The following is a 14,890-nucleotide window of genomic DNA, read 5'->3' as shown; positions in this document are numbered from 1 at the left end:
GATGAGGAGGCAAGCGTGAGGGGACCGGTGGTGGTGCTCGGGGACACCCTGCTCGACCGGGATGTGGAAGGTGTGGTGAACCGGCTCTGCCCAGACTCCCCGGTGCCGGTGCTCGACGAGACAGTGGCCACCGACCGCCCGGGGGGCGCCGGGCTGGCGGCGGTGTTCGCCGCCGCGCAGGGCGCCGAGGTGGTGCTGGTGACAGCGCTCGCCGACGACGCCGGCGGTGCCCGACTGAGCGCGTTGCTCGCCGCCGCCGGCGTGCAGGTGTATCCACTGGCCCTCTCCGGCGCGACCCCCGAGAAGATCCGGCTGCGGGCCCGGGGGCGGGTGCTGCTGCGCCACGACCGGGGCGGCACGTCCGGGGAGCCGGGTCAGCCCTCCGACGAGGTGCTCCGGGTGATCGCCGCGGCGTCGGCGGTGCTGGTCAGCGACTACGGCCGGGGGGTGGCCCGGCAGCCCGCGCTGCGCGACGCGTTGGCCGCCACCCGCGCGCCGGTGGTGTGGGACCCGCATCCGCGCGGCCCGGCGGCCGTGCCCGGCGTACACCTGGCCACCCCGAACGAGTCCGAGGTGCGCGAGCTGGTCCCCGCGCTGCCCGGCGCCTCCCGACTGGCCACCGCGTCCCGGGGCGCCCAGGGGCTACGGCGGCGCTGGCGGGCCGGCGCTGTCGCGGTGACGCTGGGCGGCGACGGCGCGCTGCTCTGCCACGCCGGGTCGACGCCGCTGGTGGTGCCGACGCCGGGTAGCGCCGAGGGGGACACCTGTGGTGCCGGCGACCGGTTCGCTGCGGCGGCCAGCCTCGCACTGGCCCAGGGCGCGCTGGTCTCCGAGGCGGTGCAGGTGGCGGTCGCCGAGGCGTCCGCGTACGTGGCCGGTGGGGGAGTGGCCACGGCGCTGCCTCCGTCGGCGCCCACGGTGCGGGTCAGGAGCGCGCCGGGGCCGCGAGCCCTCCAGCCGGTACCACGAGGTGCTGTGGTGGCCGACCGGGTGGGAGTCGCCGCTGTCGCCACGCTCCTGGGTGAGGTACGCGCCGCAGGTGGCACTGTGGTGGCGACCGGCGGTTGCTTCGACCTCCTGCACGCCGGGCACGTGGCCACCCTGGAGGCGGCCCGGCAGCTCGGCGACTGCCTGATCGTCTGCCTGAACTCCGACGCCAGCGTGGCCGGGTTGAAGGGGCCGGACCGGCCGGTGCAGTCCGAAGGCGACCGCGCCCGACTGCTGGCCGCGCTGAGCTGCGTCGACGCGGTCCTCGTCTTCGACGAGCCGACCCCGGAGACGGCGCTGTCCTGGGTACGCCCCGACGTGTGGGTCAAGGGCGGCGACTACGCCACCGGCGGTGGGGACGCGAGCGGCACCCTGCCGGAGGCGGAGGTCCTGCGCCGCTGGGGTGGGAACACCGTCGTGGTGCCCTATCTGGACGGTCGTTCCACCACCGACCTGATCGTCCGCACGGTTGCGGAGCGGACCCGATGACCGCCACGCGGCCCGGTGCCGGGCCCACAGTCCTGGTCACCGGCGGCGCAAGCGGCCTCGGCGCCGCGGTGGTCGCCGCGGTGGCCGCCTCCGGTGGCCGACCGCTCGTGCTGGACCGGCAGCCGCCGGCCGACGGGGTGTCCTGGACCGAGTGCGACCTGGCCGACACGCGGGCCGCCGAGGTGGCCACCCAGCACCTCGCCGAGCAGGCCGGTGGCCTGGACGCGGTGGTGACCGCCGCCGGAACCGACGTGCCGGGCCGACTCGCCGACCTGCCGGGGGAGACCTGGGACCGGATCGTCGCCGTCGACCTGCTGGCCACCGCGGCGGTGATCCGGGCCGCGCTGCCGTTCCTGCTGACGTCCCGGGGCCGCATCGTCACCGTCGCCTCCACCCTGGGCGTCAAGGCGGTCAGCGACGCCACCGCGTACTGCGCGGCGAAGTTCGGCGTGGTGGGGTTCACCCGAGCCCTCGCCGCCGAGCTGGCCGGTCAGGTCGGCGTCACCCTGCTCATTCCGGGTGGGATGCGCACCGCGTTCTTCGACGAACGTGACCCGCAGTACAAGCCGGGGCCGGACGCGAACCTCAACGAGCCCGCCGACACCGCCGCCGCGATCATGTTCGCGCTCAACCAGCCGCCCGGTTGCGCGGTGCGCGAGATGGTGGTCTGCGCCGAGCAGGAGACGTCGTACCCGTGATCCTCGTGCTGCGCGCCCTCGGCGTCGGCGATCTGGTGACCGCGGTGCCCGCGCTGCGGGCGCTGCGGGCCGCGTACCCGGCGCGGGAGCTGGCCCTCGCCGCGCCCGGCTGGCTGGCCCCGCTTGTCGACCTGGTCGGTGGCGTCGACCGGCTGGTGGACACCGTGGGGCTGGATCGCCCAATCCGGGTGGGGTCGGCCCCGCGGATCGCTGTCAACCTGCACGGGCGTGGCCCGCAGTCGCACCGGCTGCTCGCGGCCACCCGGCCCGGTCGGCTGCTCGCCTTCGCCAGCCCGGACGCCGGCTGCGCCGACGGCCCGCGCTGGGCAGTCGACGAGCACGAGGTGGACCGGTGGTGCCGGCTGCTGTCCTGGTACGACATTCCGGCCGACCGCGCTGACCTCACCCTGCGTCGGCAGGCTTCGGCGGGGACGCCCAGCGGTGTCACAGTGCTGCACCCGGGCAGCAAGATCCCGGCCAAGCGGTGGCCCGCCGAACGGTTCGCCGCGCTGGCCCGGGCACTCACCGACCAGGAGCACCGGGTACTGCTCACCGGCTCGGCCGACGAACGGGCGTTGGCGGCCCGGGTGGCCGAGGCGGCGGGCCTGAGCTCGGACGCCGTGCTGGCCGGCCGGACCGACCTCGGCGCGCTCGCCGCGCTGGTGGCCGACGCCCGGCTGGTGGTCAGCGGGGACACCGGTGTCGCCCACCTGGCCACCGGATACGGCACCCCGTCGGTCGTCCTCTTCGGGCCGGTGCCACCGGCGCACTGGGGGCCACCACCGGACCGGCCTCGGCACCGGGTGCTCTGGGCCGGCGAGGCGGATTGGCCCAGGTGGGACGGGGTAGGAAGCCACCCGACGATGGCGGCTCTGCGCCTCGACGAGGTGCTGGCCGCAGTGGCCGAGGTGGAGAGGGTGGTGCGGGTCTCCGGTGCGGTTGCGGCGTAGCGACCCGGGTCGACCGGGGTACGGACGGCGTCGGCGCGGGCGGGGTTGGCTCTTCGTCGACCCGTCCGGGGCTCCGGTGCGGGATCCGGATGTCCTGGCCCGGCTGCGGGAGTTGGTCATCCCGCCGGCCTGGCAGGACGTGTGGATCGCGCCGCACCCGAACGGGCACATCCAGGCGATCGGGATCGACGCGGCCGGGCGCAAGCAGTACATCTATCACCCGCAGTGGCGGGAGAAGCAGGACGAGGCGAAGTTCGACCACATGCTGGAGGTGGCCCGGCGGCTGCCGGCGCTGCGCGAGCGGGTGGGGCGCGACCTGGATGGCAGTGGACTGGGCCGGGACCGGGTGCTGGCGACGGTGACCCGCCTGCTGGACATGGGGATGTTCCGGGTCGGGAGCGACCAGTACGCGAACGGCGACGACCCGACGTACGGGGTGTCCACCCTGCGCCCCGAGCATGCCCGGTCGCGGCGCGGCTGCGTGGTGTTCGTGTTTCCCGCCAAGGGGGGCATCGAACAGGTACGCCGGATCGAGGACCCGGAGCTGTGCCAGGTGCTGGTGAATCTGCGCCGTCGTCGGCGACGGGCGGAGCGGCTGTTCGGCTACTGGGACGGCAGGGAGTGGCGCGACGTGCGCAGCGACGAGGTCAACGGCTACCTGCGCGACGCCAGCGGTGGGGAGATGACAGCGAAGGACTTCCGCACCTGGCACGCCACTGTGCTCGCGGCCACCGAACTGGCCACCGCCGGCCCGGCCCGCTCGGTGACCGCCCGGCGTAAGGCTGTGGTCGCCGTGATGCGTGAGGTGGCAGAGCTGCTGGGCAACACGCCGACGGTGGCTCGCGCGTCCTACGTGGACCCCCGGGTGGTCGACCTCTACCACGACGGGGTGGTGGCGTCGGTGGATCCGCAGGCGCCTCGCGAGGAGGCCGAGCAGGTCGTCCTGAAGCTGCTGGAAGGGGCCTGACCGGCCCCGTCGGCGATTCTGGGGGGAAGCGCGACGGAGCCGGAGCCTCGGCGTCAGCGGGGTGCCACCGGGCGGCCGCCCGCCGCTCGCGCGGCGGGCGCCTCGCCACGGCCCCCGTTGGCGGCCCACCAGGCGATGGTCGGCCGCGTTGGTGTCAGTCTGCCGGCAGCGAGTTGACCGTGGACGCCTGGCGGTTGACGATCCGCGCCACATCCGAGGCATTGTCGCGATGTTCCTGCGCTGTGGTGCCGTACGCGGCCCGGAATGCCCTGCTGAAATGGGCCTTATCGGGAAATCCCCACCGTGCCGCGACGGTCTGCACGGGCTGGTTGCGCAGCGCCGGGTCGGTCAGGTCGCGCCGGCACCGGGCCAGCCGCATGTCCCGGATGTACGACGCCACAGTGGCGTCCTCGGCCTCGAACAACCGGTGCAGGGACCGCACCGAGATGTGGTGGGCGTCGGCGACGACCTGCGGGCCGAGTGTCGCGTCGCCGAGGTGGCGGTGGATGTACGACTGCACCTGGGTGAGCAGTGCCCGGCGGCGGACCTCGGTCGGCACGGCGTCCTCGGCGACGAGGTGCCGGCCGAGCATGGTGGTGGCCAGGTCCAGTCCCACCGCGCCGAGCCGGCTGGCGTCGGCGGCATGGTACTGCTCGGGGTGCCCGGTCACCTGGAGCAGGAACTGCGCCAGCAGCGCCCCGATCCCCTCGCTGCCGGACATCCGGCCGCCGTAGAGCGCGGCCATCCGCTGTGGTGGCAGTGGCAGCGCGGCGTGCGGGATCATCGTGACGATCGACGTGGCCTGGTGCTGCTCCGGCTCGGTCGCGTGGTGGCACACGTCGTGCGGCCGGGACGCGTCGTAGAAGGTGAACTCGCCGGCCAGGATCTCGCTGCGGCGACCGTCCTGGCTGGACGTGCCGATGCCGCCTGTGGTGAGGGCGAGGATGTACAACCCCGGGTCGGACTGACGGACCAGCTTCGGGGTCCGGGTGGCGTCAAGCGACGGGTACTCGTACTGCGCCAGCTCGATCGGGCCGAGCGCGATGAAGCTGGCCCGGGCGGCGAAGTCGTCGCTGTGCGCGGAGCGCATGCGCAGCGGCACCGAGGTGCGCGCGATCAGGTCCAGCCACATGCCGAACCGTTCGCCCGGTGGCAGGACCGTGGTGTCGATGGTGTCTCGTGGCAGCATCGGTGCTCCCTCAGCCCGCTCGACGCTGGATCAGCGCCTCGACGCCGTCGAGGATCCGGTCCAGGCCGAAGACGAACTCGTCGTCAGGGTCGTCGTCCTGGTAGAGCACGCCGGCGCTCAGCACCCGGTGCAGCGCGGGGAAACGGGCCGGGTCGATGAGCCGGGCCACCAGCCGACCGTACGCCGGCATCATCTCGCTGGGCTCGACGCCGGCCGCCCGGCTGCCCTCGGCGATCTGCGAGGTGAGGGTGGCCTCGTTGCGGACGTACCCGGTGATCAGCAGGAGCACCGACATCTTCTCGCTCTCGCCGAGCGTGGTGCCGTCGAGGCAGCGCAGCCCGTCCTCCATCCAGCCGAGCTGCTGCGGGGTGATCGGTGGGCCGCTGATCGGCACGTGCAGCAGCCAGGACCGCTGCCGCAGCGCCTCGTGCTCGGCCCAGGCCCATCGGGTGAGGGCGGCGCGCCAGTCGTCCTCCGGCGCGGGCGGCCCGGGGGATGGGCCGTACCCGGTGTCCACCATGAGCATGAGCAGCTCGTCCTTCGAGCCGACGTACCGGTAGAGGGCCATGGTCGCGGCGCCCAACTCCTTGGCCACCCGGCTCATCGAGACTGCCGCCAGGCCGTCGGCGTCGGCCACGCGGACGGCGGCGTCCACGATGGCGGGCACGCTCATTCCCGGCCGGGGGCCCTTGGGTGGCCGTTCCCGCAGCCCCCACGCGCTCTCGATGGACGCCGGGAGTACGGGCCCGCTGTCGTCTGTCTTCGCCGCCACATTTCCTCCTTGCCCCGCCATCCTAGTTCTGCGTATGGTCTACGCATAACAGCGTACGACATACGCAGAAGGAGAACTGGTCATGACGATCACCACCACACCGACACCCCGAGCGGGCCGGCGGGAGTGGATCGGGCTCACGGTGCTGATGCTGCCGCTGCTCCTGGTCTCGATGGACGTGTCGGTGCTCTACTTCGCCGTCCCGTTCATCAGCGCGGAGTTGCGCCCCACCGCCACCGAGCAGCTATGGATCTTCGACATCTACGGCTTCGTGCTGGCCGGGCTGCTCATCACCATGGGCGCTCTGGGTGACCGGATCGGTCGACGTCGGCTCCTGTTGATCGGCGCCACCGCGTTCGGGGCGGCGTCGCTGCTGGCCGCGTACGCCGACAGCACCGCGACGCTGATCGCCGCGCGTGCCGTGCTCGGCGTCGGCGGGGCCACCCTGATGCCCTCGACGCTGGCCCTGGTGCGCAACATGTTCCACGACGCCAAGCAGCGCGGGACCGCCATCGGCATCTGGACCGCCACCCTCACCGGTGGCATCGCGATCGGCCCGGTGCTCAGCGGCATCCTGCTGGAGCACTTCTGGTGGGGCTCGATCTTCTTGATCAACATCCCGGCGATGCTGATGCTGCTCCTGCTCGTGCCGCTCCTGGTGCCCGAGTTCCGCAACCCGGCCACCGGGCGGTTCGACCTGGTCAGCGCGGCACTGTCGCTCGGCGCGCTGCTGCCAGTGATCTACGGCATCAAGGAGATGGCCCGCGACGGCCTCAGCCCGGTGCGGGTCCTGGCCATCGTCGGCGGTCTGCTGGTGGGGGCGCTCTTCCTGCACCGACAGCGGACCCGGGCGTACCCGATGGTCGACCTCGCGCTGTTCCGCCGTCGCGGCTTCGCCGGGTCGCTCGCTGTCAACCTGCTGGCGATGTTCGCCATCGTCGGCTTCGCCATCTTCACCACCCAGCACCTCCAACTGGTGCTCGGCCTGAGCCCGCTGCGGGCGGCGCTGTGGAGCCTCGTGCCGTCCCTCGCCGTGGGCGGAGTCGCGCCGGCCGCCGCCGCCCTGGCCCAGCGCGTCGAACGGGCGTACCTGATCGGTGCGGGGTTCGGCATCGCCGTGGTCGGCTTCGTGGTGTTGACCCGGGTCACCCCGGAAACGCCGCTGTGGCTGCTGCTCGTCGGCGCCAGTGTCTACGCGGGTGGCCTGGTGATGGTGATGTCCCTCGTCACCGAGCTGGTCCTCGGCGCGGCGCCGCCCGAGCAGGCCGGTGTCGCGTCGGCGCTGACCGAGTCCAGCAGCGAGCTGGGCGGTGCGCTGGGAATGGCGATCCTGGGCAGCGTGGGCGCTGCGGTCTACCGCCGGGAGATCGTCGACGGCCTGCCGGCCGGGCTGCCCGCCGACACCACCGCCGCGGCCCAGGAGACCCTGGGCGGTGCGCTCGCTGTCGCCCACGGGCTGCCGGCGGACCTGGCCGACGCGGTGCGGCACGCCGCCGGTGTCGCGTTCACCGACGGACTGCACCTGGCCGCGTACGCCGCCATGGCCGTGATGCTGCTGGGGGCGGTCACCGCGCTGGTCGCGCTGCGCGGCGTCCGACCGGCCGACTCCGCGGCGCTGGCCGCCGAGCCGACCGGTCCGGCCGACACGTCACTGTCGTCGGTCAGTCGATGAGCACGTGCGCGAGCCGGTCGCGGAAACGCCGCTCGGAGTCGCTGACCGACTCGCCGCCGATGCCCAGCAGCCCCCCGCTGGAGGCGGCGCCCACCACCTGCTCGGCGATCTTCACCAGCCAGTGCTTGTACGCGCCGGCCTCACCCTCGTCGACCCGCGCCGCCAGCAACGCGCCGGCCTCGCCGGCCCGCAGCAGCACGTCGTCGATGTACGCCACGGGGTCGGCGGGCGCGATGACCGGCAACTCCTCGCCGGTGTCCGGGTCACCGACCCGGGTGACGATCTCGCCGGCCACGGCGGCGACCAGCGGGCTGGCCGACTCCCGGCCGGCGGCGATGGTCTCCAGCCCGGCCGCGGTCTCCGCCATGGTCCGGCGGGTGCCGTCGGACTCGGCGGCGCTCGCCGCGGTCAGAACCGACTGCGGCAGGCCGACCAGCAGCCCCCACTCCTCGTCGGAAAAACCGAACCCGGTGTACGCCGGCTGCTCGATCACGACAACGCCCCTTCCGCCCTGCTCTGCTTGGTCAATCGGTGCTCTGCTTGGTCGATCCACCGGGCCCGAAAGCGGCACCCGGGTCAGGCTAGTCCAGGGTCAGCAGGCCCTGTTCGGACACCACGCGCACCGACAACGTCTTGTAGCCGACCTCCTCGAAGAGGACCGTCATCTTGTCCTCCTCGTAGGAGAGCACCATGCCGGACCCCCACTCCGGGTGCCGCACCTGGCTGTGCACCGGGAACGGACCCACCGCGCCCTGGTCGGCCACGCTGGTGCCGTTGTGGCAGTTGTCGCAGTGGCCGCAGACCTGCGTCATCTGCTCGCCGAAGTAGGCCAGCAGGGTCTGCCCCCGGCAGGCCCGGGTCTCGGCGAAGGCCCGCATCATGTCGGTGCGGGATCGGGTCACTGTCTGCTGGCGCTCCGCCTCGGCCAGCGCCGCCGCGGCGGCGTCGGTCGGGGTGGGGGAGTAACGGGGCGCGCCGATGCGCTGTCGTGCGCGCGGTTCGGCCGCCCCGACCTGCTCCAACAGGGAGAGGTACTGGCCCAGCTTGCGCGGCCCGAGGCCGGTGGTCTCGCGCAGTTCGGTCTTGGTGGCCGGCTTGCGGCGCAGCAGCGCGGCGAGGTCGCGCAGCTCCTCGACGTCGGGCAGGCCGCCGCTGAAGAACCGTTGCAGGCCCACGTCCTCGGCCTGCCAGAGCAGCAGCACCCGGGCCGGTTGCCCGTCGCGGCCGGCCCGGCCGATCTCCTGGAAGTAGCTGTCCGGTGAGTCGGGCAGCGCCATGTGCACCACCCAGGCGATGTTCGGCTTGTCGATGCCCATGCCGAACGCCGAGGTCGCCACCATGATGGGGACCTCATCGGCGAGGAACGCCTCGTGCAGTTCGTGGCGTGCGCCGGCCGCCATCCCACCGTGGTAGCACTGCGCCGGGTAGCCGGCGTCGGTCAACCGGGTGGCCAGCTCCTCGGCGGCGCGACGGGTCGGCACGTAGATGATCCCGGGCCGCTCGTCGTCGCTCAGCAGCGCGATCAGTCGCCGCCACCGGTAGTCCTCGGTGGGGCAGTGCGCGACCTCGACGAACAGGTTCGGCCGGTCCAGCCCGGAGACCACCACCTCCGGGTCGCGCAGCCGCAGCCGGGCGATGATGTCGTCGCGTACCGGAGGGGAGGCGGTGGCGGTCAGCGCGACCACCGGCGGTCGGCCGATGCCGTCGATGAGGTGCCCGAGCGCCAGGTAGTCGGGGCGGAAGTCGTGCCCCCACGCCGAGATGCAGTGCGCCTCGTCGATCGCCACCAGGGCCGGCTTCAGCTCGGCGACCTCGGCCATCCGGTCCGGGTTGCTGAGCTGTTCCGGGGTGATGAAGAGGAACTCCGCCCGCCCCTCGCGGATCTCGGTGATCGCCTCGGCCTGCTGGGTGGGCGACTCGTTCGAGCTGATCCGCACCGCCCGCAGCTCCGGGCGTTGCCGCTCGTTGAGGGAGGCGATCTGGTCCTGCTGAAGGGCCAGCAGTGGAGAGATCACCACTGTGGGGCCGGGGATCAGGCTGGCCGGGATCTGGTAGATCGCCGACTTGCCGGCACCGGTGGGCAACACCACCAGGGCGTCTCGTCGCTTCATCACGGCGCGCATGGCGGCCAGTTGGTTGGGCCGTAGCGCCTTCCAGCCGAAAAGGCTGCGGGCCGCGCGGCGCAACGTCATCGAGTGCGTGGACAGTTTCATCGAGGGCCGGAGGTACCCGAGCCCATGACCGCCGAAACGCATTCGGACGATCATGGGCTCGTCGGTTGCCGGCTCGTTGATCGCCGACTCAGCGCAGGCGGGGCAGGACCTCGCGCTGGTACAGGTCGAACAGGCCCTGGTAGTGCGGGCCGGTGTTGGCCACGTAGACCTCGTCGAAGCCGGCCTTGGCGTACTGGTCGATCATCTCCAGGTGCGCGTCGGCGCTGTTGCCGCAGACGAACGCCTCCTTCAGCATCTCCGGCTTGACCAACTCGGCGGCCTGCTCGAAGTGCCGTGGCGAGGGCAGTACCTGGGACAGCTCACCCGGCACCCCCGCGTTGGGCCAGCGCTCGTACGCGATGCGCAGCCCCTCCTCCTCGCTGTCCGCGTACGCCGCCTTGAAGCCGGCCTGGCACGGCTTGTCGCCGCCGCCGTTCTCGCGGAAGCGCCGGACCATCTCGCCGTCGGGCATGGTGCTCACGTAGCCGTCACCGATCCGCGCGGCCAGGTCGATGGCCTTCGGCCCGAAGCCGGAGACGTAGATCGACGGTGGGGTGTCGGGCAGCGTGTAGATCCGGGCCTGCTCCACCGTGTAGTGCTTGCCGTGGTGGCTGACGAAGCCGCCGCGCCACAACGCGCGCAGCACCTCGACGGCCTCCTCCAGCATCTCCAGCCGGACGTCGGCCTGCGGCCAGGCGTCGCCGAAGATGTGTTCGTTGAGCGCCTCGCCGGTGCCGACGCCGAGCACGAACCGCCCGCCGTGCAGCACCGCGCTGGTCGCCGCCGCCTGCGCGATCACGGCCGGGTGGATCCGCACTGTCGGGCAGGTCACCGCAGTGGTCACCGGCAGCGAACAGACCTGGCTGAGCGCGCCGATCATCGACCAGACGAACGGGCTCTGACCCTGTGCGTCCACCCAGGGGTGGTAGTGGTCGGAGATCCACAGCGCCTCGAAGCCGGCCCGTTCGGCGCCGCGCGCCTGCTCCAGCAACTCGGCTGGCGTGAACTCCTCACTGGACAGGAAATATCCGATCTTCATGGCTTACCCCTTCGGCACGCGGACCTGCTGATGGGGAGAGCCGTACCCCGGCGGCGCCCGGTCACACCGGTTCGCGCGGTCGTCGGGGTCAGCGTCGACCGAACATCGCCCGGATCGCGGCGAGGAGCAGCAGGGCGCCGACCACCAGGCCGAGCAGGCGTACGCCGGGGATGTCGGCCGGGCTCGTCGCGTCGGCCAGCAGGACGGGATCCATCCCCGCACTCTCCCCGGGGACCGGGCCGCCAGGCAACTGTAAGGTTTATTGACTATTGAATCGCTCAGTGTGACCATGGCAGGACCGCCTGCCGGTGGCGGTGCGCCGAGGGCGCGCGAGAGATGGGGTACGGGGGCCGCATGAGCGAGCGCAACCAGCGGATCGACGGGGGCGCACCGTCGCCGGTGATCGACATCGATCACTGCGAGGGGGCGGAGTGACAACTACCAACGGGCACCTTCAGGCGCTCGCCGCCGCCGTCCTGCAACCCGGCTTCGTCGGTACCACCCCACCGCCATGGGTGTGCCGCTGGCTCGGCGAGGGTCTCGGCTCGGTGGTGCTCTTCGCCCGCAACGTCGTCGACACCGGGCAGGTGGCCGCGCTCACGGCGACGCTGCGCGCGGAACGGCCGGACGTCATCGTGGCGATCGACGAGGAGGCCGGCGACGTCACCCGGCTGGAGTCGGTGCACGGCAGCTCCCGGCCCGGCAACTTCGCCCTCGGCGCTGTCGACGACCCGGAGCTGACCGAGGCCGTCGCCCGGGACCTCGGCGCCGAGCTGGCCGCGGCGGGGCTCACCCTCAACTACGCCCCGGACGCCGACGTCAACTCCAATCCGGCGAACCCGGTGATCGGCGTTCGCTCCTTCGGCGCCGACCCGGTGCTGGTCGCGCGGCACACCGCCGCCTGGGTCCGCGGGCTCCAGGCCGGCGGCGTCGCGGCCTGCGCCAAGCACTTCCCCGGGCACGGCGACACCCGGGTCGACTCACACCACGACCTGCCCCGCATCACCGCCGACCGGGCCCGGCTGGACGCCTGCGAACTGGCCCCGTTCCGCGCCGCCGTGGCCGCCGGGGTGCAGGCGGTGATGACCGGTCACCTGCTGGTGCCCGCGCTCGACCCGCACCTGCCGGCGACGCTGAGTCAGCGCATCCTGGGCGGGTTGCTCCGCGACGAGCTGGGCTTCTCCGGCGTGGTGGTCACCGACGCGATGGAGATGCGCGCGGTCGCCGACCGGTACGGCTTCGCCGGGGCGACGGTCCGCGCCCTCGCCGCCGGGGCCGACGCCATCTGCATCGGCGGCGAACGGTCCGACGAGCAGGCCGCCCGCGAGCTGCGCGACGCCATAGTGGCTGCCGTCGTCTCCGGTGAGCTGCCCGAGGAACGTCTCGCCGAGGCCGCCAAGCGCGTCGGTCAACTCGCCGCCTGGACGGTGGCCGCCCGCAGTGCCGGCTCGGCCGGAGCGCGCGCCGCCGCCGACGTCGGCCTGGTCGCCGCCCGCCGGGCCGTGCGCGTCACCGCCGCCCCGGGCACGACTGTCGCACTGCCCATTACCCGCGCGGCACACGTCGTCGAGTTCGAGCCGCTGCGCAACATCGCCATCGGCGCCGAGACCCCGTGGGGCATCGGCGGACCACTGACCGAGCTGCTGCCCGGCACCAGCACGGTCCGCTACGCCGAACCCGACGTGCCGGCGGACCCGGGCGCCGGGGCGGGCAGCCGCCCCCTGGTCCTTGTCGTGCGCGACCAGCACCGGCACGACTGGATGCGCGACGCCGTGCACCGCGCGTTGGCCGCCCGGCCGGACGCCGTCGTGGTCGAGTTGGGCGTGCCCGAGCTGGTCACCGGGGCGGTGCACCTGGCCACCCACGGCGCCACCCGGGCCAGCGGGCAGGCCGCAGCCGAGGTGCTCACCGGCGCCCGCTGACGGCCCGCGCTACGGCAGGTCGGCAACCAGGTCGGCGTACTCGGGGTGCTTGTCGATGAACGCGGCCATGAAGGGGCACTGCGGCACCACTGTCGTGCCGCGTGCCCGGAGCTGGTCCAGTGTGCCGCGGACCAGCGCGCCGCCCACTCCCTTGCCCTGAAAGCCCCGGTCCACCTCGGTGTGGGTGAAGACCAGGACCTCCCCGCGCGGCAGGTACGCGGTGAAGCCCGCCAGCGCGTCGTCGACCAGGATCTCGAAGCGGTGCTTCGCCGGGTTGTCCTCGACCAGGGTGCTCATCCGGCCATTCTCCCCGCCGGCTCGGCCAGCGCGTCGAGTTCGCCGAGCAACCGGTCCACCTCGTCGGCCGTGTTGTAGTGGTAGATGCTGGCCCGCACCGCGCCGCCGCTGTCGCGCAGACCCATCAGGTGGAAGTACTCGTAGGCGTAGTAGTCGCCGACGGAGAGGCAGAAACCGGCGGCACCCAACGCCTCCTGCACGGCCGCCGGGGACATCCCGGCGACCCGGAACGAGACGGTCGGGCAGCGCCGAGCCGGCGAGCCGTACACGGTGATCGCCGGCCGCTGCGCCAGCCCGGCGAGCAGCCGGTCCAGTAGCGCCTCCTCGTGCGCCTGGGCGGCGGCCAGCCCGGCCCGCAGCCGGGCCCGCCGGTCCCCGACCGCGTCCGGGTCCAGCCCCGCCAGGTGATCCACCGCCGCTGCCACGCCGGCCAGCAGCGGGAAGCTCGGCGTGCCGTACTCGAACCGGTCCGGCACCGCGTCGGAGGACGGCACCAGCTTCGCCGGGCGCAACGCCGCCCAGCGGGCCGGGTCGGCCACCATCGCCGCCAGGTGCGGGCCGGACCACTTGTACGCGCTGGTGACCAGCACGTCGGCGCCGAGCGAGGCCAGGTCGGTCGGCCCGTGCGGAACCGAGTGCACGCCGTCGACGTGGACCAACGCGCCGGCCGCGTGCGCGATCTTGGCGATCGCCGGCACGTCCGGCATGGTGCCGATGGCGTTGCTGCCGGCGGTGACCGCTACCAACCGGGTCCGCTCACCCACCAGGTCCGCGTACTGGGCCGCCGGCAGCTCACCGGTGTGCCGGTCGACCTCGGCCCAGCGCACCGTCGCGCCGGCCGCCTCGGCGGCCTGCACCCACGGCCGCACGTTCGCGTCGTGGTCGAGCCGGGAGACCACCACCTCGTCACCCGGCCGCCAGGCCGCGCCGAGCGTGCGGGCCAGGGTGTACGTCAGCGCGGTGGCGCTCGGGCCGAGCACCACACCGGCCGGGTCGGCGCCGAGCAGGTCGGCCACTGCCGAGCGGGCCTGGGCCACCAGCTCCAACGACCGACGGCCCGCCACGTTGGCGGCGCTGCGGTTGCCGACCGCCGACCGCATGGCGTCGGTGACCGCGTCGATTACACCTGCCGCGGTCTGGGTGCCGCCGGCACCGTCGAAGTGGACGAAGCCCTCGGTCAGGGCGGGGTACGCGGCCCGGGTGCGGGCGATGTCGAACGGCATGTCCCGGACCCTAGCCGGTGCTCCTCGTGCCCTTCCCGGCCGCCAGGTGATCACCGTTCGCGGGCTACCTCGCAGATGTCTCGTACCCTTGGCGAGGTGACGAACCGACCCGCCACCATGCCCATTCCCCCCGTCCGCCGCGCCGCCGGTCTCTTCGCCGGTCTGGCGCTCGGCCTCGCCGTGCTCGCCGGGTGCAGCTCCCAGGGCGCCTCCACCGACTGCGGGCTGGACGCCTGCACCGTCACCTTCGAGCGGGGTGTCGACGCCAGCGCCACCATCCTGGGCGTCGAGGCCAAACTGGTCGGCGCCGAGGGTGACCAGGTGACAGTCGAGGTCGCCGGTGAGCAGCTCACCCTCACCACCGGCCAGCAGGCCGCCGAGGCCGGGGGCTTCGCCGTCACCCTGGACAGCGTGACCGACCAGCAGGTCAAGATTCGCGTATCGCGCAACCCGGGCAGCTGACCTGGGCGGG

15 protein-coding genes are annotated in these 14,890 nt (G+C 73.2%); 7 read left to right on the top strand and 8 right to left on the bottom strand.

Annotated features, from left to right (window positions below; all coding sequences use genetic code 11):
* Positions 1-15 precede the first annotated feature (15 nt).
* Genes OG598_RS16045 through OG598_RS16030 form a run of 4 tightly spaced genes read left to right on the top strand, consistent with a single transcriptional unit; the run spans position 16 to position 4,091 of the window.
* A complete protein-coding gene (locus tag OG598_RS16045) occupies positions 16-1,476 on the top strand; it encodes a PfkB family carbohydrate kinase (protein ID WP_328655169.1) in 1,461 nt (486 codons plus the stop codon).
* Positions 1,473-2,174 carry an SDR family oxidoreductase gene (locus OG598_RS16040; RefSeq protein WP_210785226.1) on the top strand — a complete coding sequence of 234 codons (702 nt, stop codon included), beginning with the start codon at positions 1,473-1,475 and terminating at the stop codon, positions 2,172-2,174. Before OG598_RS16045 ends, OG598_RS16040 begins: the two co-directional genes overlap by 4 nt.
* Positions 2,171-3,124 carry a glycosyltransferase family 9 protein gene (locus tag OG598_RS16035; RefSeq protein ID WP_328655168.1) on the top strand — a complete coding sequence of 318 codons (954 nt, stop codon included), beginning with the start codon at positions 2,171-2,173 and terminating at the stop codon, positions 3,122-3,124. Before OG598_RS16040 ends, OG598_RS16035 begins: the two co-directional genes overlap by 4 nt.
* The gene (locus OG598_RS16030) at positions 3,108-4,091 is read left to right on the top strand and encodes a DNA topoisomerase IB (protein ID WP_328655167.1); all 984 of its coding nucleotides are present in this window, start codon (positions 3,108-3,110) and stop codon (positions 4,089-4,091) included. Before OG598_RS16035 ends, OG598_RS16030 begins: the two co-directional genes overlap by 17 nt.
* A 154-nt stretch (positions 4,092-4,245) precedes the next feature.
* On the opposite strand, the gene OG598_RS16025 is transcribed toward OG598_RS16030, so the two are convergent.
* Positions 4,246-5,280 carry a helix-turn-helix domain-containing protein gene (locus OG598_RS16025; protein WP_328655166.1) on the bottom strand — a complete coding sequence of 345 codons (1,035 nt, stop codon included), beginning with the start codon at positions 5,278-5,280 and terminating at the stop codon, positions 4,246-4,248.
* A 10-nt stretch (positions 5,281-5,290) separates the two neighbouring features.
* Entirely contained in the window at positions 5,291-6,052 is a 762-nt protein-coding gene (locus OG598_RS16020) for a TetR/AcrR family transcriptional regulator (protein ID WP_328655165.1), read from the bottom strand.
* A gap of 82 nt (positions 6,053-6,134) precedes the next feature.
* On the opposite strand from OG598_RS16020, the gene OG598_RS16015 reads away from it, so the two are divergent.
* Positions 6,135-7,724 carry an MFS transporter gene (locus OG598_RS16015; protein ID WP_328655164.1) on the top strand — a complete coding sequence of 530 codons (1,590 nt, stop codon included), beginning with the start codon at positions 6,135-6,137 and terminating at the stop codon, positions 7,722-7,724.
* Here the strand turns inward: OG598_RS16015 and OG598_RS16010 are convergent.
* The 4 genes from OG598_RS16010 to OG598_RS15995 all read right to left on the bottom strand — a co-directional run bounded on the left by OG598_RS16010 (position 7,714) and on the right by OG598_RS15995 (position 11,190).
* Positions 7,714-8,217 (bottom strand): hypothetical protein, encoded by a 504-nt coding sequence (locus OG598_RS16010; protein WP_328655163.1) that lies wholly within the window; start codon positions 8,215-8,217, stop codon positions 7,714-7,716. The genes OG598_RS16015 and OG598_RS16010 overlap by 11 nt on opposite strands.
* Before the next feature lie 88 nt (positions 8,218-8,305).
* A complete protein-coding gene (locus OG598_RS16005; protein ID WP_328655162.1) occupies positions 8,306-9,937 on the bottom strand; it encodes a RecQ family ATP-dependent DNA helicase in 1,632 nt (543 codons plus the stop codon).
* Between the two features lie 88 nt (positions 9,938-10,025).
* Positions 10,026-10,976 (bottom strand): TIGR03557 family F420-dependent LLM class oxidoreductase, encoded by a 951-nt coding sequence (locus OG598_RS16000; protein WP_328655161.1) that lies wholly within the window; start codon positions 10,974-10,976, stop codon positions 10,026-10,028.
* A gap of 88 nt (positions 10,977-11,064) precedes the next feature.
* Positions 11,065-11,190 (bottom strand): hypothetical protein, encoded by a 126-nt coding sequence (locus OG598_RS15995; RefSeq protein ID WP_255750123.1) that lies wholly within the window; start codon positions 11,188-11,190, stop codon positions 11,065-11,067.
* 217 nt (positions 11,191-11,407) lie between these two features.
* Here OG598_RS15995 and OG598_RS15990 point away from each other — a divergent pair, with 217 nt between their 5' ends.
* Entirely contained in the window at positions 11,408-12,898 is a 1,491-nt protein-coding gene (locus tag OG598_RS15990) for a glycoside hydrolase family 3 protein (RefSeq protein WP_328655160.1), read from the top strand.
* Positions 12,899-12,907: 9 nt separating this feature from the next.
* Here OG598_RS15990 and OG598_RS15985 read toward each other — a convergent pair whose 3' ends face one another.
* Together OG598_RS15985 and OG598_RS15980 are read right to left on the bottom strand one after the other, a co-directional pair.
* Positions 12,908-13,195 (bottom strand): GNAT family N-acetyltransferase, encoded by a 288-nt coding sequence (locus tag OG598_RS15985; protein WP_124771264.1) that lies wholly within the window; start codon positions 13,193-13,195, stop codon positions 12,908-12,910.
* Positions 13,192-14,418: a cysteine desulfurase-like protein gene (locus OG598_RS15980; protein ID WP_328655159.1), complete on the bottom strand. Its 1,227-nt coding sequence runs from the start codon at positions 14,416-14,418 to the stop codon at positions 13,192-13,194. The genes OG598_RS15985 and OG598_RS15980 overlap by 4 nt, the downstream gene beginning before the upstream one ends.
* Before the next feature lie 96 nt (positions 14,419-14,514).
* Between OG598_RS15980 and OG598_RS15975 the strand changes: the two genes are divergently transcribed.
* Positions 14,515-14,880, top strand: coding sequence for a hypothetical protein (locus OG598_RS15975; protein ID WP_372432984.1), 366 nt, complete (start codon positions 14,515-14,517; stop codon positions 14,878-14,880).
* The last annotated feature ends 10 nt before the right edge of the window (positions 14,881-14,890 follow it).

The sequence above is a fragment of the Micromonospora sp. NBC_00330 genome (assembly GCF_036136635.1).
GTDB lineage: Bacteria > Actinomycetota > Actinomycetes > Mycobacteriales > Micromonosporaceae > Micromonospora > Micromonospora salmantinae.
This window is presented reverse-complemented; position numbering and strand designations above follow the sequence as displayed.